This is a genomic window from Actinomyces massiliensis 4401292, assembly GCF_000269805.1.
In the GTDB taxonomy this organism is placed as follows: Bacteria; Actinomycetota; Actinomycetes; order Actinomycetales; family Actinomycetaceae; genus Actinomyces; species Actinomyces massiliensis.
Genome location: NZ_JH711482.1, coordinates 518,676 through 539,983 on the forward strand (window position 1 = coordinate 518,676; position 21,308 = coordinate 539,983).

Sequence of the window (21,308 nt, forward strand, 5' to 3'; positions counted from 1 at the left end):
TCGCTACCGCCCCGCTACTCCCGCCACCGGCGAAAGCTGGAACAGGGCAGGGCACCCTCAGGCGGGATCGCACACGACCGGTCCCTTACTCAAATCACTCCATCACTCCCCCGGCGGGCGAGAGTTCTGAGACGTGCGTCAGGCCCGATGCTGAGCAGTGGGCGGAATCGAGGGCGGAGTGCCGTCGTGGTCGCCGGAAGGCTTCCCCTCAGCTGCAGTCCGCTCCCGCACTGATGCCTCGGACGCGCCGGCGCCCGACGGAGTGGCGTCATCCGCTATCTGAGTGGCGGATGCAACCTCGCCGCGGGCCTGCGCAAGGGCCTCTTCCGGCGTCTGCAGATTGGTCTGCGCCAGATTCGATGCGATGTCGAGAGCGGAGTCCATGCCGGAGAGGTCGACGCCCGGTTCACCCTCGGCGCCGTCGTCAGACGGGTCCGAGCCCGACGGGGGCTTGTTGCCGCCAAGCGCGCCGGCGATACCGTTCAGCGCCGCGGTGAACTCGGTGGGAACGATCCACATCTTCGAGCTGTTGCCGTTGGCGATCTTGGGAAGGGTCTGCAGGTACTGGTAAGCCAGCAGTTTGGGATCGGCGTTGCCGCGGTGAATGGCGTCGAAGACCTGAAGGATCGCACGGGACTCGCCCTGCGCCTTGAGGATCGCGGACTGAGCCTGGCCCTCGGCGCGCAGGATCGCGGACTGCTTGTCACCCTCGGCCGTGAGGATCTGAGACTGCTTGACGCCCTCGGCCGTGAGGATAGCCGCACGGCGATCGCGCTCGGCGCGCATCTGCTGCTCCATGGCTCCCTGAATGGAGGCGGGCGGGTCGATGGACTTCAACTCGACATTTCCCACCCGAATGCCCCAGCGACCGGTCGCCTGGTCGAGAACACCGCGCAGCTGGCCATTGATCTGGTCGCGGCTGGTCAGCGTCTGCTCCAGGTCCATGGCACCGATGACATTGCGCAGCGTGGTCACCGTGAGCTGCTCGATCGCCTGCAGGTAGTTGGAGATCTCATAGGTGGCGCGCTTGGGATCGGTCACCTGGTAATAGATGACTGAGTCGATCGACACCACAAGGTTGTCAGAGGTGATCACCGGCTGCGGCGGGAAGGAGACGACCTGCTCGCGCAGGTCCACAGTGTTGCGCACGCGGTCGAAGAAGGGCACAACGAAGTGGAGCCCGGCCCAGTACTCGGCCTGAAACTTGCCCAGGCGCTCCACGATGATGGCGTAGCTCTGCGGGACTATCCGTACGGCGCGGAAGATGGCGATGATGATGAACAACGCCAGCAGCAGCAGAATGAAGATCGGGACAATAGTGAAATCGTTCACGCGAAGTATCTCCTGGTGTAGTCGGAACGGTCTGTCATGCTGTTATGCCGGTCGGGGCGGGGCTGGTAACCGGGCTCAGGACAGGTGCATGAGCGCCCCCGGGGACCTTGGTAGAGCCTCATGGAGCGTCCAAGGGGCGCCGAGCATCACTGGACATCAGTGATGCTTCACTGAGCGTCAGCTCGACGCCGCCCACGCGAACGCCCCAGCGGCAGGTGGTCCAGTTCAGCACATCGCGCACCCGGACGCCGACCTGCTCACGGCCGGCCAGGACCTGCTCCAGGTCCATGGCCCCGACGACGTGACGCAGCGTGGTGATGACCAGCTGCTCACAGGCCTCCAGATAGTTGGGGACCTGATAGGTGGTGCGCACGGGGTCGATCACCTGGAAGTAGACGGTCAGGTCAGTACTCACCACCAGGCCGTCGGAGGTGGTCACCTGTCTCGGTGACATGACCATCTCCTGCTCACGCAGGTCCACCATGCTGCGCTCACGGTCGATGAAGGGCATGAGGAGGTGGAGCCCGGCCCGGTACTCGGCGTGGAACCTCCCCCGCCGTTCGACGATGAGCGCGCAGGACCGCGGAACGAGTCGCACCGCGCGGAAGACGGCAATGCCGCCGAACAGGGCCAGCAGCAGCAGGATCAAGGACCAGACATCAGTCGGCTCGTTCACCCGGAGCGCCTCCTGAACCGGCCCGGCTCACGCCGGCTGCCCGCCGGCGGGGACCCCCACCGGCGCCACGACGGCTATGGCGCCGTCGATGCTGGTAACACGGACCGGATCGCCCACGTCAAGACGCGGGACTCCACCGCCAAGATTCTCAGCCAGGCGAGCGCTCCACTCCTCACCGCCCAGACGAATCCGACCCCCATGAACGTCAACAGCCGTCAGCGCAATAGCCTCACGCCCGATGAGAGCCTCGGCATTCGTACGCATGTCGGGCGTTCCCTCAGTCAGACGACGCTTCGCCCAGGGCCTGATAGCCACGAGAAGAAGCACCGAGATCACGGCGAAGACGAGAACCTGAATCCACAGGGGAGCACCGAGGGCGGCCGCCACGGCCCCTCCCAGCGCTCCGCCTGCGAACATGAGGAACGTCAAGTCGGCGGTGAGCGTCTCAATGACGCCCATGACGAGGGATGCGCCGAGCCACCAGAGCCAAGCCATCGTGTTTCTCCTTCGTATGCGATTCGGCGGCTGGTTAGCGGCTCAGGCGAGATGACGACCCGTGGGGGGCACGGCCGCACCGCGCGCGGTGTAGCGCCCGCGGTCCCAAGTGATCTCCAGCGGCAGGCCGAACGTTGTTGACATGACAGGGTCGGCCAGAACCTCGGTCAAAGGACCGGCCGCCACCGTCTCGCCCTGCCGCAGCGCGAGTGCGTGCGTGAAACCGGTCGGGATCTCTTCGAGGTGGTGAGTGGCCAGGAGTATCGAGGGGGATCCCGGCCCCGAGATGATATCGGTCAGGGCGGCCAACAGCTGCTCGCGGCCGGCGACGTCGAGGCCCGAGGCGGGCTCGTCCAGGACGAGCAGCTCAGGGTCGGGCATGAGCGCGCGAGCGATCTCCACCCGCTTGCGCTCCCCCGAGGAGAGAGTGCCCCAGGCGCGTTCGGCCAGTTCGCCCGCACCGAGCGCGTCCAGGAGGGCGCGGGCGCGCTCGACGTCGAAATCGTCGTATTCCTCGCGCCATACGCCGATGCGTCCGTAGGAGGCGGAGAGCACGACACTTATCACGAGCTCTCCTTCCGGAACCCGGCCCGCCAGGGCCGAGGAGCATAGGCCGATACGGGGATGCAGCTCGGAGACGTCCACGCGCCCCATCCGCTCGCCCAGGATGTCGGCCGTCCCCGAGGAGGGGAACAGCCTCGCCGCGGCAATGCGTGACACAGTGGTCTTACCCGCGCCATTGGGCCCCAGCAGCACCCAGTGCTCGCCCTCCTCGACGCTCCAGTTCACATGAGTAAGGATCCGGGTGGTCCCACGGTGGAGCGAAACGTCGTCGAGGCGGAGTACGGAGGTCATGTCTCTAACTCTATCGTGCGGGGGTGACGTGAGTCCCACGTCCGAGGGACAAGACTGCCGGAAGGTCCAGCCCGCGCCATAACGGCTAAGGTGCAGCGGCGTGAGTCCTTTCGACCTGCCGGTTTCCGTCGTCCTGGCCCTGTGGGCGCCTCTCCCCTCCTCACGCGGCATCGCAGTCGTTGAGGGAGCCGATGGCGCCCACGAGGTCAACGACACCGACGACTTCAGCAACCCCGCGGGCGCAGCATCCCCATGGGGGCTGGGCAGACTGCCGCTGCACGCATGGCTCACCGCCTTCGGCCCGTTGTCACGAGTATCCGCAGTGCTCCCCTCTCCCGCCGATCCCCTGCCGGGCCTGGCGGCAGCCATCGACATCGGTGAATGCGTCCTGCTCGAAGCAACTGCTGGCCGTCGAGTACTGCTCATCCCAGAGACGACGGGCACGAGTGTGGTCTGGCGGACTGAGGACCTGGTGACCGCCCCGCCTCCTTTCAACGCCGGACAGGCCCGGCGCGATGTCCACGCAGCCACAGAGGAGGCGATAGACGCCCTGACCGAGCTGGACCTCGCCCGTGAGCGTCCCGAGCTCGCCGACGAGCTCACTGACCTGGTGACGGCCGCAGTCGACCCGCGAGTAGTGCCGCCATCCTTGGACAGCAGGCACCGCACGCTGCTCGAGCGCTCACTGAGGCTGGCGGCGATCTGCGAGCTGGCCCTGGCCGACGACGGGGCATCGGCCACCGCTCTCCAGGCGGAACGGCGCACACGGGTGCTGCGCCCCCTGCTGACGACAGCGCGCTACGGAGTCGCCGCCGCAACCGAGTGGTGGGGGCCGCGATCGTCGTCGTAGTCGCGATCGCAGCCCCCTGCTCCGGATTCGGTCTCAGCCGTGGTCCAGAGCCCACCGGTAGACCTCCATGGTCTGCTCGGCGATCGCCGTCCAGGCGAAGTGCTCCTCCACGCGCTTGCGGGAGGCGACTCCCATGCTCTTGGCCCGGGCCTCATCGGTGGCCACCGCGGTCAGACGCTCGGCGAGGTCGGCGACGAAGCGCTCCGGGTCGATCGGCGTGCCAGTGCCGTCCTGCATCTGATCGATCGGAACCAGCAGGCCGGTCTCGCCGTCGACGATGACGTCCGGGATCCCGCCGGTGGCGGAGCCGACCACGGGCAGCCCCATGGCCATGGCCTCCAGGTTGACGATGCCCAGGGGCTCGTAGACGGACGGGCACACGAAGACGTCAGAGGCGCTCAGGACGGCTTGGAGCTGACGGTGCGGGAGCATCTCCTCGATGAGGATGACGCCGGTCCGCTTGGCCTGGAGGCCGGCCACGAGGGAATCGACCTCGGCCTTGATCTCCGCGGTATCGGGAGCGCCGGCGCACAGAACGACCTGGATGTCGGCGGGCAGTTTCTCAACGGCGCGCAGGAGGTGGGGCAGGCCCTTCTGACGGGTGATGCGCCCGACGAAGACCACTGTGGGGCGGGACGTATCGATGCCGTAGCGCCGCAGAACCTCTTGGCTCTCCGCCTCCCACTCGGCATCGGTCGGTGGGGCCCAGGCATCCAGGTCGATGCCGTTGTGGACGATCTTGACGCGCTCGGGATCCACCTGCGGATAGGAGCGCAGAATGTCCTCGCGCATGCCGTGAGAGACGGCGATGACGGCGGTCGCTCCCTCATAGGCCTGACGCTCCGCCCAGGAGGACAGGGCGTAGCCCCCGCCGAGCTGCTCGGCCTTCCAAGGGCGCATCGGCTCCAGGGAGTGGGCGGACAAGATGTGCGGAATGCTGTAGAGCAGCCCGGACAGGTGCCCGGCGAGATTGGCGTACCAGGTGTGGGAGTGGACGATGTCGGCGCCCTCCACCCCGGGGACCATCTCCAGATCCACACCGAAGGTGCGCAGGGCCGCATTGGCGCCGTCGAGCTCAGCGACCTCCGGATAACCGGTCACGCCCGGGTCCGCACCCTCGGTGCCCGGCTCGCGCGGTCCTCCGAAAGCGTGCACGCGCACATCGGCCAGTGGGCGCAGAACCTTGGCCAGTTCATAGACGTGGACTCCGGCTCCGCCGTAGATGAAGGGTGGGTATTCCTTGGTCAGCAGATCGACCCTCATGGGTTGCGTCTCCTCGCTCGCGCCCTGCGCGCTGTTGAATCAGGTGGCTGGTCCAGGGTGGGAGGGCTCCCGGAACGTGAGCCGCCCCACGCCCGACGGTATCGGCTTTGCGCCGACAACGGGGCGGTTTGCGCTATCCAGCGCCCGCATCGCATGAGGCCGCCCGCCGGTGACGACCGACTGATGAGATGGGGTCAGATGACTGGAGGACCATGGCCCGCTCCGCAGAAAACACATGACGAATACCTCATGAATCACCCCACAGGGTGGCTGGGGTCACGTATGGTGACCACATGGCTCAACCTCGTGTTCTCGCAATCGTCCTGGCAGGCGGTGAGGGCAAGCGCCTCATGCCCTTGACCGTCGACCGCGCCAAGCCCGCCGTCCCCTTCGGGGGCATCTACCGGCTCATCGACTTCTCGCTGTCCAACATGATCAACTCCGGCTTCCTCAAGGTCGTGGTGCTCACCCAGTACAAGTCCCACTCGCTGGACCGGCACATCTCCAAGACCTGGCGGATGTCCGACATGCTGGGCAACTACATCGCCCCGGTGCCCGCCCAGCAGCGCGTGGGCAAGCACTGGTTCCTGGGGAGCGCGGACGCGATCTACCAGTCCCTCAACCTGCTCGACGACGAGCGGCCCGACTACGTGGTCATCACCGGTGCGGACAACATCTACCGCATGGACTTCTCCCAGATGCTGGACCACCACATCGCCTCCGGGCTGCCCTGCACCGTGGCGGGCATCCGCCAGCCGCGCGCCCTGGCGGACCAGTTCGGCGTCATCGAGACCGATCCGCAGAACCGCGGACGGATCAAGGCCTTCGTGGAGAAGCCCAAGGACACGCCGGGCCTGCCGGACTCCCCCGACGAGGTCCTGGCCTCCATGGGCAACTACATCATGGACGCCGATGCACTTCTGGATGCCGTGACGGTTGACGCGGCCGACGAATCCTCCAAGCACGATATGGGCGGCAGCATCGTGCCCTGGTTCGTGAACCAGGGCACCGCCGGGGTCTACGACTTCAAGGACAACGACGTCCCCGGCGCCACCGAGCGGGACCGCGACTACTGGCGCGACGTGGGAACAGTGGACGCCTTCTTCGACGCCCACCAGGACCTCATCTCGGTAACCCCGGTGTTCAATCTGTACAACGACCGCTGGCCGCTATTCGCCGGCTACCAGGCGGCCATGCCCCCGGCCAAGTTCGTCTACGGACATCATGAGCGCCTGGGGCACGCGGTGGACTCGATCGTCTCCCCCGGCGTCATCGTCTCCGGCGGCGAGGTCATCTCCTCGGTCCTGTCCCCCGGCGTGCGCGTCAACTCCTGGTCCTCGGTGCGCGAGTCGGTCCTCATGGACGGCGTGAACGTCGGACGCAACACGGTCGTCAACCGGGCCATCCTCGACAAGTACGTCGTCGTCGAAGAGGGGGCCATGGTCGGGATCGATGCCGAGCGCGACCGCGAACGCGGATTCACCGTGACCGAGTCCGGCATTACCGTCGTGGCGAAGGGGCAGACAGTACCCCGCTGATCGGAAGCCACCGACCCGCCTGAGCCCGCCGCCGCCCCGAGACATCGTGGTCTCGGGGCGGCGGCGCACTGCGGCTAGCATCTGTTCATGACCGACAAGCAGCGTCTCCCCGGCCGACGAACCTCGGGTGCCAGGGCCAGCGGCATTCTCGCCGAACTCGGTCCCGGTCTACTGGTCATGGACGTGGACTCCACGCTCATCGAGCAGGAGGTCATCGAGCTCATCGCGGAGCACGCGGGCACACGGGAACAGGTCGCCGACATCACCGAGCGGGCGATGCGCGGAGAACTCGACTTCGCCGCCTCCCTGAGGCAACGGGTAAGCACTCTGGCCGGAGTGAACCGAACCATCTTCGCGGACGTGCTCGATCAGGTGCGGCTGACTCCCGGAGCCGAGGAGCTCATCGCACGTCTCCATGCGAGCGGATGCCGAGTCGGCATCGTCTCAGGCGGGTTCACAGAGGTCGTCGGTCCTCTCGCGACGCGCCTGGGCATTGATCATATGGCGGCCAACCGTCTCGAGACCTCGGAGGGGGTCCTCACCGGCCGGGTGGAGGGCCGCATCGTCGATCGCGACGTCAAGGAGCAGTGCCTGCGCGAGTGGGCGGCTGAAGACGATGTTGATATGAGGCGCACAGTCGCAGTGGGCGATGGCGCCAACGACCTGAGCATGATCGCGACCGCGGGTCTTGGAGTGGCGTTCTGCGCCAAGCCGGTAGTCGTCGAGCAGGCGGACGCCGCCGTGCATGTACGTGACCTGATGGCCGTCCTCGAGCTGCTCTGACTCGTCAACACTGAGCGGCTACTGGGCAGCGCTGACAGCCGCGACGTCGCCGGGGAGGCCGGGACGTCAGGGCGTCGGTCGCATCAACGCATCAGCGCGGCGCGGTGACGATCTCAGTCAAGTGCGCCTTGTCGGGGGCGAGGTCGGCCCAGGGCCCCGGAACCGTGAGCAACAGCGCCGTGGCCGTCGGCACCCCGAAGGACGCCTGGGCCGCCAGATCGTCATCAGCGTCGTGAAGCATGTGCGCCAGGATTGAGACCGTGGGCTCGTGACCGACGAGAACAACCGTGTTCGTGGCCTCGGACAGCGGTGTCAGCAGATCGAGAATCTTCAAGGCGCCGTTGTGATAGATCTCCGGCTCGACATGGACCTCGGCCGGTTCGAGGCGCTCCTGAATGGGGCGAGCGGTCTGCCGGGCACGCGCGGCGGGCGATACGAGAAGAAGGTCAAGATGGCCGACGCGCCTGGCCAGCGAGCGGGCGAGCTTGTCCGCCAGAGTATGGCCCTTGGAGGTCAGGGGGCGCTCAAGATCGGTGGGAGCGTCATGGGCTGCCTTGGAGTGGCGGACCAGGACCAGGGTCTTCCCGAGTTTCTCAGTCGTCACGCGGCAACTTTACGACACGTGCTCGAGCCGTGCGACGTGAATCGGCGCGATACGTTCCAGAGGCATCCAGTCCACCCGCCCAAGCAGTACTCCATTCAAGATTCCCCAATTCCCCAATTCCTCGACGGCGCAGTCACCACCGCCGTCAGCACGTACGACCTCAGCGCCCCATGCCCAGGCCGCCATCGACTCCCAGTACGGTACCGGTGATGTAGGAGGCGCCAGCAGAGGCCAGGAACAGGACCGGGGCGACGATCTCCTCGGGCATCGCCCAGCGCCCCATGGGAATGGCGGCCAGGTGGTCCGCACGGACGTCGTGGGGCAGGCCCGCGGTCATGTCGGTATCGACAAAACCGGGGGCAACCGCGTTGACGGTCACCCCGCGGGAGGCGACCTCGCGGGCCAGCGCGCGGGTCAGTCCCTCGACCCCGCCCTTGGAAGCGGCGTAGGCAGCCTGCCCTATGCCGCCGCGAGCCGCGACGACCGAGGAGACCAGGACGATACGACCGCGATGGGCGCGCAGCATGTCCGGCAGGACTGCGGAAGCGGTGGCGAAGGAAGCGGTGAGATTGACCGCCATCGTCTCGGACCACACCGATTCGCGAGTGCGGATGGCCAGGGCGTCATGGCTGACCCCGGCGCATGCCACCAGAACCTCGATCGGGCCGTGCAGCGTCCGAGCCCGCGCCACGGCTCGCCGCAGGGCCGCATGATCGGTCACGTCAACATCAATGCCCACCACGCCGGCGGGCGCCTTCCCGGAGCGCGACAGGCCGACCACCTGATCACCTCCAGCGACGAAGGCACTCGCAACGGCGCGGCCTATTCCTCGTGATGCCCCGGTGACCAGGACCGATCGGGCTCTCGGCGGCGATGCGGGCGGCGTGCTCACGCGCGCAGCCTATGCGGCCTTTCGCCGGAGTGCTCGTATGACGGGGCGATGTGCGCATCGCCGTACGGGTCGGTGCTCGGCGGCCACCGAGCACCGACCCGCGTGCCAACCGTGTGCAAGCATGGTCCGGTGACCATTCAGCCTCCCGCCGCTTTCCCGCCTTCCACCCCTTCCATCGGGGCCCGGGCGAGTATCGGACCGCTGCGCATCGGGCCGATCGAAGTGGCCACGCCGGTTGTGCTCGCTCCGATGGCGGGGGTGACTAATGCGTCCTTCCGACGTCTGTGCCGTCTGGCCGGCGAGTCGATGCTGCCCGCCGAGCTCCGTCCTGGGCAGGCCGGGCGCCTGGCGATCCGAGACGGCGGCCTGATGGCGCCCGCGGGCATGTATGTCAACGAGATGGTGACAACGCGCGCCTTGGTGGAGCGCAATGAGAAGACTCTGGCCATGGTGCGCTCAGATCCCGGTGAGCGGGTGCGCTCCATCCAGCTCTACGGGGTCGACCCGTCGATCGCGGGTGCGGCGGTGCGCATCCTGGTCGAAGAGGACCTGGCCGACCACATCGACCTCAACTTCGGCTGTCCGGCGCCCAAGGTCACGCGCAAAGGCGGAGGCGCGGCGCTGCCGTGGAAGAAGGATCTGCTGGCGGCGATCCTGCGCGAGACTGTGCGCGCCTGCGACCAGGCCGCGCGAGCGGCGCACCGCGAGCACGCCGTGCCGGTGACGGTTAAAACCCGCATCGGCATCGACGAGGATCATGAGACCTTCATGGACGTCGCGCGCGCGGCGGAGAACGCCGGCGTCGCGGCGATCACCCTGCACGGCCGAACGGCTCGCCAGCATTATGCGGGCCAGGCGGATTGGGAGGCGATCGCCCGTCTCAAGGAGGCGACAGCCCTGCCGGTGCTCGGCAATGGGGACATCTGGACCGGGGATGACGCGCTGCGGATGATTCGCGCCACTGGCTGCGACGGCGTCGTGGTGGGCCGCGGCTGCCAGGGGCGGCCGTGGCTCTTCGCGGACATCGTGGCGGCGCTCCACGGGTCGGCGGCACGCGCCCGCCCCGATCTGGACGATGTGATCGCCGTCATTGAGGAGCATGGACAGCTGCTGGCTGCGGAGATGGGCGAGGACCGGGGCGTGAGGGATCTGCGCAAGCACGTGGGCTGGTACCTCAAGGGCTACCCCGTAGGCGGACAGGCGCGCAACACACTTATGCGCGTGAGCACGCTCGAGGGCCTGCACGAGGCACTGGCGGCCATGCGAGCCCGTTTGCCCGAGAAGGTCCCCTACCCGGGCGAGACGGTCGAGGGCCCCCGCGGCCGGGCCGGCACTCCCAAGCGCCCGCACCTGCCCGACGGCTGGCTGGACTCCCCCTATCTCAGCGAGGAGCACAGGACGCTCCTGCTCGACGCGGAGTCCGACGTCTCCGGAGGATGAGAGGGCTCCTCAAGCATCGGCGCCTGTCGGCGCCTGACCTCCGGGCGCTGGGCCGAGGCTCGATGCCGGGCTCCGTCCGCAGTGTTGTCAGTGTTGTCAGCGTTTGTCAGCGTCGTGGGTATTGTCGGCGTTGTGAGCGTCGTCAGGGTCGTCGGTGTTGTCCACGCGGCCCGTCGGCGTCGTATGGCACAGGAGTGCGGCGACGGCCGTCGTCGCCGGGATCGCCAGCACCAGCCCGATGGAGGACACCAGCGTGCGGACGATCTCCTCGGCGATCTCACCGGAAAGCATGGTATCGATCACGGGGCGCTCGATGAGTGAGGCCGCCAGGATCAGCGGCAGCGCGGTACCCGCGTAGGCGAAGGCGAGGGTGTAGACGGTCGAGGCGATGTGGTCGCGCCCGATGCGCATGCCGCCGGTGAACAGGCGCATCCGACTGAGCGACGTGTTGGCGGCGTGCAGCTCCCACACGGCCGAGGCCTGGGTGATGGTCACATCGTTGAGCACACCGAGGCCGGCGATGACCATGCCGCAGGTCAGTAGCGCCCGCAGGCTCAGGCCCGGTACGGCGGCGGCCAGCGTCAGCGCGGATTCCTCGGTCGCACCCGTCAGGTTCGCCGCCCCCACGCCCCACAGGGACAGCACGACGGTGATGACCACTCCGACGATCGTGCCCAGTAAGGCGGTGGTCGTGCGTACGGAGACGCCGTGGGCGATGTAGACCGCCAGCAGCATCATGGCGCTGGCGCCCACCAGCGTCACCCACATGGGGGAGGCGAGATCCAGCAGAGCGGGGATCATGAAGAACATGAGCACAGCCGTCGCCAGGACCAGGCCCAGGACGCTGAGGACGCCCTTGCGGCCGGCCACAGCCACGACCAGGACGAGGTAAACGATCGACAGAGCCAGCACGGGGACCTGGCGCTGATAGTCGACGAACACATAGGGCGTGCCCGACGTCACTGCGGCGGGGGTGTACATCACACGCATCTCGTCACCGACATCGGCGGCGCTCATGGATTCGGCGGGCACGTGCACCGGCAGAACAAGACCCTGGCCCTTGCCCGAGGTGATACGGGCGCACACCGCGTCGGCGAGCAGCCCGCCGTCGGCCATATCGCCCAGTGACTTGCTCGCCTCCTGACAGCCCTCCGCGGACGTGGAGGTGATCGTGGCGCTCTCCAGGCTGGTCCCCTCGGCGCCGAAGGGCTGAGAGCCGACCAGGGAGCTCTTCCCGGGCCATAGGACCACCAGGCCGATGAGCGTGGCGATCACAATGGGGACAACGATCGCGGTCAGCACGAGACGCGCGCGCCCCCGCTCGTGGAGGGGCACGGTCACCTCGCCATGGGCATGCGTATGGCTATGGGAATGGGCGCGGGAATGACTGGAGGAACGGGAGTGGCGGCCCGGGGCCGTGCGCCCCGGCGAGCCGGTCGCGGGAGTCTGCTCGCTCTTCATGGACCCAATGATGACCCGAAGCGCGGGCGGGCCCGCGGAGCAACGCAGAGCCGATGAGGCGATGGAGCGAACAGTGAGGGACCCGAGAGAGCATCACCCGGCCTCCGCCCCCATAGGAGCAGACAGGGCGGGCCCCATGCACACCCAGCGCAAGGGGATGCAGAGGCCGGGCGATGACGACCCGCCTCAGCAGCCGATGAGGCGCTCGGCCAGGTAGCGCTCGACGCCCTCGAGCGGGATGCGCTCCTGGGCCATCGTGTCGCGCGCGCGCACCGTGACCGCGCCGTCCTCGGGCGAGTCGAAGTCGTAGGTGAGGCAGAAGGGCGTGCCCACCTCGTCCTGGCGGCGGTAGCGGCGGCCCACGGCGCCGGCGTCGTCGTACTCGACGTTCCAGGAGCGGCGCAGGCGCGCGGCCAGCTCGCGGGCGGGGCCGGTGAGCTCCTCCTTGCGGCTCAGCGGCAGGACGGCCGCCTTGACCGGGGCGATGCGCGGGTCGAGCTTGAGCACGATGCGCTTGTCCACGCCGCCCTTGGTGTTGGGGGCCTCGTCCTCGGTGTAGGCCTCCACGAGGAAGGCCATGAGCGAGCGGGTCAGCCCGGCCGCGGGCTCGATGACGTAGGGCGTCCAGCGCTCGTTCTTGGGCTGGTCGAAGTAGGACAGGTCCTTGCCGGAGTGCTCGGCATGGGTGGACAGGTCGAAGTCGGTGCGGTTGGCGATGCCCTCGAGCTCACCCCACTCCGAGCCGGCGAACCCGAAGCGGTACTCCAGGTCCACGGTGCGCTTGGAGTAGTGGGAGAGCTTCTCCTCGGGGTGCTCGTAGAGGCGGATGTTCTCCGGGTCGATGCCCAGGTCCACGTACCAGGCCTTGCGGTAGTCGATCCAGTACTGGTGCCACTCCTCGTCGGTCCCGGGCTCGCAGAAGAACTCCATCTCCATCTGCTCGAACTCGCGGGTGCGGAAGATGAAATTGCCCGGCGTGATCTCATTGCGGAAGGACTTGCCCACCTGACCGATGCCGAAGGGCGGCTTCTTGCGGGCCGCGCCCATGACGTTGATGAAGTTGACGAAGATGCCTTGGGCAGTCTCGGGGCGCAGATAGTGCAGGCCGGCCTCGTTGTCCACGGGTCCCAGGTAGGTCTTGAGCAGGCCGGAGAACTCGCGCGGCTCGGTCCACGACCCGGGCTGACCGGTGACCGGGTCGGGCACGTCGGACAGCTGGACGGTGTCGGGATCCAGGCCCTTGCGCTCGGCGTACTCCTCGATGAGCTGGTCGGCGCGGTAGCGCTTGTGGGTGTGGAGGGACTCCACGAGCGGGTCGGTGAAGGCGCCCACGTGCCCGGAGGCCACCCACACCTCGCGCGGCAGGATCACCGAGGAGTCCAGGCCGACGACGTCGTCGCGCGAGCGGACCATGTACTGCCACCACTGGCGCTTGATGTTCTCCTTGAGCTCGACGCCCAGCGGCCCGTAGTCCCAGGCAGATCGGGTGCCGCCGTAGATCTCGCCGCAGGGGAAGACGAAGCCGCGGCGCTTGGCCAGGTTGATGACGCGCTCGAGCGCGGAGGAATTCTGTGCCACAGAGGTGTCTCCTGATGTCGCCGTCCGCACCTGGTTGATGCGAACGAGTCGGGAAAGGATGCGGCCATCCTACGGGGACGATCGCCCCGCTCCGCACCAGAGCGGCTACACGCCCCACGGCGGACGCCACGGAGTCTGACACCTCACATTCGCGGGAGGCGGTCGTCACGCCATTTGACGATAATAGTTATCACTTCGACAATGGCGCCCATGACTACTCCCATCACTATCCGTCGCGCCCTGTCCGCCGTCGCCGCTGCAGCGCTGGGCCTGTCCCTGACCGCCTGCTCCGCCCTGTCCCCGGACTCCTCGTCGTCGACCGACTCCAGAACTGCGGGAGGCGCCGAAGGCGCTCTGCCAGTAGCCGTCTCGTTCTACCCGATCCAGTACCTCACTGAGGCCATCGGCGGTGATCACGTCAGTGTCACCAGCCTGACGCCCGCCGATCAGGAGCCCCACGACTACGACCTGTCGGGCAAGGAGGTCACCAGCACTCTGGAGGGCGCCTCCCTCGTCGCCTACGTCGAGGGCTTCCAGCCCTCGCTCGACAAGGCAGTCACCCAGGTCAACGGCCCCACAGTGGTCGATCTGTCCAGCAAGGTCGATCTCAAGCACCACGAGGGCGTGGAGGACGAGGAGGAGCACGCCGATGAGTCCGCCGATGAGGGCGCGCACAAGGAGGCCGACCACGACGCGGACTCCCTCGACCCTCATTTCTGGCTCGACCCGGTTCGCATGAAGTCTGCCGCCACCGCCATTGAGGAGGCCCTGGCCACTGCGGACCCGGATCACGCCGAGGACTACAAGACCAACCTCGAGACCCTGACCTCCACCCTTGACGGGCTGGACTCCTCCTACCAGGGCGGTTTCAGCCAGTGCGAGCGCAAGACCTTCATCACCTCTCACGCTGCCTTCGGCTACCTCGCCGACCGCTACGGGCTGACCCAGACTTCCATCTCCGGCATCGATCCCGAGCAAGAGCCGAGCGCCGCCGACATCGCCGCCGCCAAGAAGGCCGTCGAGGACACCGGCTCCACCACGATCTTCACCGAGGAGCTCGTTTCCCCCGAGACCGCCGAGGCCGTCGCCAGTGAGACCGGCGCTACCACCGCTGTTCTCAGTCCGATCGAGTCCGCCCCGGAGGACGCCGACTACGCCGGCGCCATGTCCGCTAACCTCGATGCGCTGCGCACGGCGCTGGCCTGCAAGTGATGACTCCGTACAGGACAAGGACCCCAAGGATTCCATGACATCCGCCTCTTCCCCCGCCCCCAGCGGGCATGAGCGGGCGACGCCGTCCGAGACGTCTCGGACGGCGTCGCCCATGCCATCCACACGATCGGGCGAGCAGCCGGCGGCGGGAGCCGCCCTTGCCGCCGCCTCCCCCGTCCTCGACACGGAGCCGCCCGTCGCCGTGACTGATCTGTCAGTCGCGTTCGGCTCCACCCTTGTCCTCTCCAACATCGATCTGACTGTGACCACCGGCGAATCGGCGGCGCTCCTGGGCGCCAACGGCTCAGGCAAGTCGACCCTGATCAAAACGATCCTCGGCCTCAACCCGATCCGCACGGGCAGCGTGCGCCTGTTCGGCCACGACCTCGAACACCGCTCCCGCGTGCCTTGGAGCCGAATCGGCTATGTGCCTCAGCGCGTCGGTGCAGCATCCGGTGTGCCCGCCACCGCCCTGGAGGTCGTGCGCTCCGGCTTGCTGGGCCCGCGCCGCCCCTTCGCAGACCGCGGTCGCCGCGCCCGCGACAGAGCGATGGCGGCCCTGGAGGCCGTCGGACTCGCCCACCGCGCCCGCGATCACGTCCAGGTCTTCTCCGGCGGGCAGGCGCAGCGCGTCCTCATCGCGCGCGCTCTTGTGCGAGACCCGAGCCTGCTCATCCTCGACGAGCCCCTGGCCGGCATCGACCGCGCCTCCCGGCAGGCCCTTGCCGATACTCTCACCTCGTTGCACGAACGAGGGCTCACCCTCATCACCGTGCTGCACGAGATGGGCGAACTGGCCGACATCGTTGAGCGCGCCGTCGTCCTCGTGGAGGGACGGATCTCCTCCGACGGCCCCGCCCGTGATCTCTCGCCCTCCCGGCACGACCACGCCCAGCACGATGTCGTGGGCCACGACCGCCTCGGCGACTGCGACCACGAACATCCGCACGGCTCAACGGCACCCTCCGTCCACCACGCGCCGACGCTCACCACCGACATCCCCTCCCCCGGCGCCGCACGCCCCGAAGAGCGCTCATGACCGATCTGATATCCACATACAGCCAGATGCTCGCGAGCCCGCTCATGCAGCGCGCTCTCATCATCGCCGTCCTCGTGGGCCTGTCCGCCCCCGTTATCGGCACCTACCTCGTCCAGCGCGGGCTCGCCCTTCTGGGCGACGGCATCGGGCACATCGCATTGACCGGTGTGGCCCTGGGGTGGATCGCCGGCGCAGCGGCCAACGTCTCTCCGCACGACGCCTGGGCGATCCCCGGGGCGATCGTCGTCAGTATCATCGGCGCCATCCTGATCGAGGTCATCCGGGCGTACGGGCGAACCCGTGGCGATGTCGCCCTGGCGATTCTGTTCTACGGCGGCATCGCCGGCGGGGTCATTCTCATCAAACTCGCCGGCGGCACGACCACCAACCTCACGAGCTACCTGTTCGGGTCGATCGCCACGGTCTCCGTCTCGGATGCCTGGTTCGCGATCGCCCTGTCCGCCTTCATCCTGGCCGTGGGGATCGGCCTGCGGGGCCCCCTGTTCGCCCTGTGCCACGACGAGGAGTTCGCCCGCTCCATCGGTCTGCCCACCGGCGTGCTCAACATGACGATCGCTGTGGTCGCCGCCCTGACCGTCTCGGTATCCATGCGAGTGGTGGGGGCTCTGCTGGTCTCCGCCGTCATGATCGTGCCGGTCGCCATCGCCCAGCTCCTGTCCCGCTCCTTCATCGTGACGATGCGGCTGTCGATGGGGATCGGCGTCGTCGTGTGCGTCACAGGACTGTTGATCACCTATGTGGTGTCGTTGTCCTCGGGCGCCACGATCGTCGTACTGCTGGTCGGCCTGTACGCCGTCGTGGCGGTGGGAGCGGCCCTGGCCCGCTTTCTGACGCGCTTCGCCCGAACCCGCCCGACGAACGCTCGTCCAGATGGCACACTTGTGTCGGCGCAGGAGACGCCCGGAGCAGACCACCCCGCTCATTGATGAGGCACAGTCATGACCATGACCCGCAGCACCGCAGGATCCACCTCAGCACGGCCCAGGGCCACCTGGCAGCGCGCCGCGGTCAACGACATTCTTCAGCGTACGGAGGAGTTCCGATCCGCCCAGCAGATACACGCCGCCCTTGAGTCCGAGGGCACCAAGGTGGGCCTGGCCACGGTTTACCGGAACCTGACCGCCATGGCCGAGAGCGGGGAGGTCGACCAGGTGCGCAACGCGGAGGGCGAGACGCTCTACCGCTGCTGCCATGAGCCCGAGCACCACCACCACATCGTGTGCCGTTCCTGCGGCCACACAGTCGAAGTCAGCGGGGGCGAGTTGGAGGCGTGGATCGCCTCCGTGTCCGCCGCGCACGGCTTCACTCAGATGGAGCACACAGCGGAATTCTTCGGGCTCTGCGCGGACTGCTCGGAGCATTCCAACCGTTCGGCTAAGGCCGCAACTCCCACAATCGCTGTCGAGCAGAGCCCCGGGGAGGACCGGAGCAGCCGGTAGGGGCGCCCGGTTGGAGACAGCCAGTCAGTCGGTTTCCGGAGATACCCGTTGCTCCCGCACTTCTCGTGCGTCAGGTGCCCGTCACCTGGTCCACCGCGTTCCCGTAGCGGCGATCGCGGCTCGCGTAGGCCTCGCATGCCCGCCACAACTGGGTGCGGTCGAACTCCGGCCAGGGCAGGTCGGAGAAATACAGCTCGGCGTAGGCCGCCTCCCATAGCAGGAAATTGCTCGTGCGCTGCTCACCACCGGTGCGGATCAGGAGATCGACATCGCGCATGACCGGTGAATAGAGGTAACGCGGGAACGTCCGCTCACCCACCGCTGAGGCCTTGAGGCGCCCGGCGGCCACGTCCTCGGCGATCGCCCGGGCGGCGTCGGCGATCTCGGCCCGCCCTCCGTAGTTCAGACACATGTTGAGCGTAAGAGTCGTGTTCTCCGACGTGATGCGCTCAGAGCGGCGCACCTCGGTCAGGACCGACTTCCACAGGCGGGGCTCACGCCCCACCCAGTTCACACGCACTCCCCAGGCGAGAAGATCGTCGGTCTGAGCGCGCAGCACCTGCCGGGTGAATCCCATGAGGAAGCGGACCTCAGCCGGCGAGCGCCTCCAGTTCTCAGTCGAGAAGGCGTAGACGCTCAACTCCTTGATCCCGATCTCGACGGCGCCGGCGATGACGTCCATCATGGTCGCCTCCCCCGCCCGGTGCCCCTCACTGCGGGCCAGACCGCGGGCGTTGGCCCAGCGCCCATTGCCGTCCATGATGCAGGCGACGTGAGCGGGAATCGCCTGGGCGGGCAGATCCGGAGGAGTGAGGCCCGCCTGATGGAGGGAGACGCCTTTATCCAGAGGTTGAAGATCCGGCGAAGCGGGGGGCTGGTCGTTCACGTCAGGCCCTTTCGACGAGGGAGAGGGAGCGCAGGCGGCGCTCGAGATGCCAGGTCAAGTATGCCGACACGATCCCGGAGGCCTGGGCGCGGTCCCGCTCGGCGGAGACATCGGCCACGCTCCAGTCGCCGCTCAGAAGCGCTCCGAGAAGCGCCATGGTCCCGGGCTCGACATCGACTGCGCCCGCGGGCCGGCAACCGGCGCACACCGCCCCGCCCGCTTGGACATGGAAGGCGGCGTGCGGTCCGGAAGCACCGCAGCGCGCGCAGTCGTAGCACGACGGAGCCCAACCGGCCAGGGCCAGGGCGCGCAGCAGGTACGAATCCAGTACAAGTCCCGGAGCATGCCGCCTGCGGGCGAGGGCGGCCAGAGCTCCGTAGAGCAGGAGGTACTGCTGCGGGGATTCCGTGGTGTCGAGGTCTCCATCGTCCTGTGTGAGCCGCTCGGCCGTCTCGACCATGGTGGAGGCGCAGGTGAACACGGAGTAGTCGCCCGTGATCGCGCGTGCGAAAGGGTCCAGAGTCTCGACCTGGGCGATCACGTCCAGACTGCGCCCGCGGTAGAGCTGGACATCGATCATGGTGAAAGGCTCCAGGCGCGCGCCGAAGCGCGAGGTCGTGCGACGCACTCCCTTGGCGACGGCGCGCACCTGCCCGTGGGAACGGGTCAGCATGACGATAATGCGGTCGGCCTCCCCCAGCCTGTACGTGCGCAGAACGACGGCCTCGTCTCGGTAGAGCCTGCCCGTCATCCAGCACCCTGCCCCATGACCAGGATCGCGCCCCTCAGCGCAGCGCCCGGTTGACCGCGGAGATGACGGCCTTGAAGGAGGAGGTGGTGATCGACGGATCGATGCCCACGCCCCACAGGACCTGGCCATCGACCTCGCACTCGACGTAGGAGGCGGCCTTCGCATCGCGCCCTTCGCTGAGAGCGTGCTCAGCGTAATCGAGAATGCGCACACGGACACCGGTCTGCTCCAGAGCGGTGACGAAGGCGTCGAGCGGGCCATTGCCGGAGGCGGTCAGAAGCTTGCGCTCCGCCCCGTCGGCGATCGTCACGGTCAGGATCGCCTCGCCCTCACTGGTAGCGGTCAGCGTGGCGCCCTTGAGCGAGAAGCGCCCCCATGCGGGCAAATCGGCATCGGGTGCGGCAGCCGCCGGGAGGTATTCGTCGGTGAAGATCGACCACATGCTCCGGGCGTCCACCTCCCCGCCGTGGGCGTCGGTGTGGCGCTGGACGATGCGAGAGAACTCGATTTGAAGGCGACGCGGCAGGTCGAGGTTGTGCGCATGCCTGAGCAGATAGGCGACCCCGCCTTTGCCGGACTGGGAGTTGACCCGCACGACCGCCTCGTAGGAGCGACCCACGTCATGGGGGTCGATGGGCAAGTAGGGCATGGCCCACGGAACCGCGATCTCGGCAGCCTCAGAGTCCAGTCCCTCGGCCTTCTTGGCATCGACCTGCTTCGCACGGGCGACGAAGCCCTTCTTGATGGCGTCCTGATGCGAGCCGGAGAAGGAGGTGTAGACGAGCTCGCCGACGTAGGGCGTGCGGGGCGGCACATCCATCTGTGTAGAACGCTCGACCGTACGGCGGATCTCGTCGATGTCGGAGATGTCGAGCATGGGGTCCACGCCCTGGCTGAACAGGTTGAGGGCCAGGGTCACCAGGTCCACGTTACCGGTGCGCTCGCCATGACCGAACAGGCACCCCTCGACGCGATCGGCGCCGGCCAGGAGGCCGAGCTCGGCGGCGGCCACGCCCGATCCGCGGTCGTTGTGGTTGTGAACGGACAGGCACACGCTCTCGCGGTGGGAGAGGTTGCGGCTCATCCACTCGATCTGGTCCGCGTAGACGTTGGGCGTGGCGCGCTCGACGGTGGCCGGCAGGTTGAGGATGATCTCGCGGTCGCCCTCGGGCTGCCATACATCCATGACCGCTTCGCAGACCTCCAGGGCGTATTCGCGCTCGGTGTCCATGAAGATCTCCGGGGAGTACTCGAAGCCGAAGATCGTGTCATCGGTGAGGAGCTTCTCGGCGCGCGCCATGACCTGGCGAGTGCCGTCAACGGCCAGCTCGCGGATGCCATCGCGGTCCATGCGGAAGACGATCTCGCGGAACAGCGGGGACACGGAGTTGTAGAGGTGAACAGTGGCCCTCGGCATGCCGACGCAGGCGTCCACGGTGCGGTCGATGAGGTCGCCGCGGGACTGGGTGAGCACCGAGATGGTGACGTCCTCGGGGATGGCGTTGTCGTCCACCAGCGAGCGCACGAAGTCGTAGTCGGTCTGGGAGGCGGCGGGGAAACCGACCTCGATCTCTTTGAAGCCCATGCGCACCAGCAGGTCGAAGATGGCCCGCTTGGCCTCGGGCCCCATGGGCTCGATGAGACTCTGGTTGCCGTCGCGCAGGTCCGTGGTGAGCCAGCGGGGGGCGTGCGTGATGCGCTTGGCCGGCCAGGTGCGGTCGGGCAGATCGGTCTCAACGGCATCAATGAAGGGGACGTACTTGCCGAAGGGCATTCCGGAGGGCTGCTGGGGTGCGGGACGAGCGGTGCGCATGATCTTCTCCTCGGGGTGGGCGCTCTGCTCGGGAGAAACTGCAAGGCGATGTGTTCTCCCGTCGGCTGGCAACACGAATGAGCCGCGGTCGGGGTGCCGGCCTTGGTCAGGCCCCGCCGCGGCGACTAAGCAGGAGGCTCATTTCCGGACGCGTGGTCGCTCGCACGGGGCAGACGGTACCGCATTCTGCGCCCGGGCGCAGATCAGCGACACGAAGCCAGTGAGCCGTCCGCAGGCAGACGAGGCCGACTCGGGGGCCACTCGACCTCGTCAACATCCCCGCACCGGCCTCGCGCGCGAAGAACTGGGCGGCCGCGGGCAGGAGGCTCGCAAGCTGGATTCCAGCAAGCAAGGCGCAGGTACCGCGCCCCGGCGCATTG

The 21,308-nt window shown here is 67.7% G+C and carries 20 protein-coding genes; 8 read left to right on the forward strand and 12 right to left on the reverse strand.

Going from position 1 to position 21,308, the window contains the following annotated elements; genetic code table 11:
- Positions 1-138 precede the first annotated feature (138 nt).
- From W5W_RS0110660 to W5W_RS0110675, 4 genes are all read right to left on the reverse strand, one after another.
- Positions 139-1,332 carry an SPFH domain-containing protein gene (locus tag W5W_RS0110660; RefSeq protein WP_017195379.1) on the reverse strand — a complete coding sequence of 398 codons (1,194 nt, stop codon included), beginning with the start codon at positions 1,330-1,332 and terminating at the stop codon, positions 139-141.
- 118 nt (positions 1,333-1,450) lie between these two features.
- The gene (locus W5W_RS0110665; protein WP_017195380.1) at positions 1,451-2,008 is read right to left on the reverse strand and encodes an SPFH domain-containing protein; all 558 of its coding nucleotides are present in this window, start codon (positions 2,006-2,008) and stop codon (positions 1,451-1,453) included.
- A gap of 27 nt (positions 2,009-2,035) precedes the next feature.
- The gene (locus W5W_RS0110670) at positions 2,036-2,503 is read right to left on the reverse strand and encodes an NfeD family protein (RefSeq protein ID WP_008733827.1); all 468 of its coding nucleotides are present in this window, start codon (positions 2,501-2,503) and stop codon (positions 2,036-2,038) included.
- 42 nt (positions 2,504-2,545) lie between these two features.
- On the reverse strand, positions 2,546-3,358 hold the full coding sequence (locus tag W5W_RS0110675; protein WP_017195381.1) for an ABC transporter ATP-binding protein: 813 nt from the start codon (positions 3,356-3,358) through the stop codon (positions 2,546-2,548).
- A gap of 100 nt (positions 3,359-3,458) precedes the next feature.
- Between W5W_RS0110675 and W5W_RS0110680 the strand changes: the two genes are divergently transcribed.
- Complete coding sequence (locus tag W5W_RS0110680) at positions 3,459-4,208, forward strand: hypothetical protein (protein WP_008733725.1); 750 nt, start codon at positions 3,459-3,461, stop codon at positions 4,206-4,208.
- Between the two features lie 33 nt (positions 4,209-4,241).
- Here W5W_RS0110680 and glgA read toward each other — a convergent pair whose 3' ends face one another.
- The gene (gene glgA, locus W5W_RS0110685; protein WP_008733755.1) at positions 4,242-5,471 is read right to left on the reverse strand and encodes a glycogen synthase; all 1,230 of its coding nucleotides are present in this window, start codon (positions 5,469-5,471) and stop codon (positions 4,242-4,244) included.
- Between the two features lie 293 nt (positions 5,472-5,764).
- Here glgA and W5W_RS0110690 point away from each other — a divergent pair, with 293 nt between their 5' ends.
- The gene (locus tag W5W_RS0110690) at positions 5,765-7,009 is read left to right on the forward strand and encodes a glucose-1-phosphate adenylyltransferase (protein ID WP_017195382.1); all 1,245 of its coding nucleotides are present in this window, start codon (positions 5,765-5,767) and stop codon (positions 7,007-7,009) included.
- An 87-nt stretch (positions 7,010-7,096) separates the two neighbouring features.
- The gene (gene serB, locus W5W_RS0110695) at positions 7,097-7,792 is read left to right on the forward strand and encodes a phosphoserine phosphatase SerB (RefSeq protein WP_008733799.1); all 696 of its coding nucleotides are present in this window, start codon (positions 7,097-7,099) and stop codon (positions 7,790-7,792) included.
- A gap of 91 nt (positions 7,793-7,883) precedes the next feature.
- Here the strand turns inward: serB and W5W_RS0110700 are convergent, their stop codons facing one another.
- Both W5W_RS0110700 and W5W_RS0110705 read right to left on the reverse strand, forming a co-directional pair.
- Entirely contained in the window at positions 7,884-8,396 is a 513-nt protein-coding gene (locus tag W5W_RS0110700; protein ID WP_017195383.1) for a SixA phosphatase family protein, read from the reverse strand.
- Between the two features lie 160 nt (positions 8,397-8,556).
- Positions 8,557-9,288, reverse strand: a complete 732-nt coding sequence (locus W5W_RS0110705) for an SDR family oxidoreductase (RefSeq protein WP_029574262.1) — start codon at positions 9,286-9,288, stop codon at positions 8,557-8,559.
- A 48-nt stretch (positions 9,289-9,336) separates the two neighbouring features.
- On the opposite strand from W5W_RS0110705, the gene dusB reads away from it, so the two are divergent.
- The gene (dusB, locus tag W5W_RS0110710) at positions 9,337-10,728 is read left to right on the forward strand and encodes a tRNA dihydrouridine synthase DusB (RefSeq protein ID WP_017195385.1); all 1,392 of its coding nucleotides are present in this window, start codon (positions 9,337-9,339) and stop codon (positions 10,726-10,728) included.
- A gap of 96 nt (positions 10,729-10,824) precedes the next feature.
- On the opposite strand, the gene W5W_RS0110715 is transcribed toward dusB, so the two are convergent.
- Complete coding sequence (locus tag W5W_RS0110715; RefSeq protein WP_238533330.1) at positions 10,825-12,189, reverse strand: YibE/F family protein; 1,365 nt, start codon at positions 12,187-12,189, stop codon at positions 10,825-10,827.
- Positions 12,190-12,375: 186 nt separating this feature from the next.
- A complete protein-coding gene (locus W5W_RS0110725) occupies positions 12,376-13,767 on the reverse strand; it encodes a glycine--tRNA ligase (protein WP_008733795.1) in 1,392 nt (463 codons plus the stop codon).
- A 210-nt stretch (positions 13,768-13,977) separates the two neighbouring features.
- Between W5W_RS0110725 and W5W_RS0110730 the strand changes: the two genes are divergently transcribed.
- From W5W_RS0110730 to W5W_RS0110745, 4 genes are all read left to right on the forward strand, one after another.
- Positions 13,978-14,979, forward strand: a complete 1,002-nt coding sequence (locus W5W_RS0110730) for a metal ABC transporter substrate-binding protein (protein ID WP_017195387.1) — start codon at positions 13,978-13,980, stop codon at positions 14,977-14,979.
- Positions 14,980-15,091: 112 nt separating this feature from the next.
- Complete coding sequence (locus W5W_RS0110735; protein ID WP_017195388.1) at positions 15,092-16,018, forward strand: metal ABC transporter ATP-binding protein; 927 nt, start codon at positions 15,092-15,094, stop codon at positions 16,016-16,018.
- Positions 16,015-16,965, forward strand: a complete 951-nt coding sequence (locus W5W_RS0110740; RefSeq protein ID WP_017195389.1) for a metal ABC transporter permease — start codon at positions 16,015-16,017, stop codon at positions 16,963-16,965. The genes W5W_RS0110735 and W5W_RS0110740 overlap by 4 nt, the downstream gene beginning before the upstream one ends.
- 12 nt (positions 16,966-16,977) lie before the next feature.
- Positions 16,978-17,478, forward strand: a complete 501-nt coding sequence (locus W5W_RS0110745; RefSeq protein WP_017195390.1) for a Fur family transcriptional regulator — start codon at positions 16,978-16,980, stop codon at positions 17,476-17,478.
- Between the two features lie 70 nt (positions 17,479-17,548).
- On the opposite strand, the gene uppS is transcribed toward W5W_RS0110745, so the two are convergent.
- Genes uppS through leuA form a run of 3 tightly spaced genes read right to left on the reverse strand, consistent with a single transcriptional unit; the run spans position 17,549 to position 20,928 of the window.
- Positions 17,549-18,364 carry a polyprenyl diphosphate synthase gene (uppS, locus tag W5W_RS0110750; protein ID WP_017195391.1) on the reverse strand — a complete coding sequence of 272 codons (816 nt, stop codon included), beginning with the start codon at positions 18,362-18,364 and terminating at the stop codon, positions 17,549-17,551.
- A 1-nt stretch (position 18,365) separates the two neighbouring features.
- On the reverse strand, positions 18,366-19,115 hold the full coding sequence (gene recO / locus W5W_RS0110755) for a DNA repair protein RecO (RefSeq protein ID WP_017195392.1): 750 nt from the start codon (positions 19,113-19,115) through the stop codon (positions 18,366-18,368).
- A gap of 34 nt (positions 19,116-19,149) precedes the next feature.
- Positions 19,150-20,928, reverse strand: a complete 1,779-nt coding sequence (gene leuA / locus W5W_RS0110760) for a 2-isopropylmalate synthase (protein WP_017195393.1) — start codon at positions 20,926-20,928, stop codon at positions 19,150-19,152.
- Between the last annotated feature and the right edge of the window lie 380 nt (positions 20,929-21,308).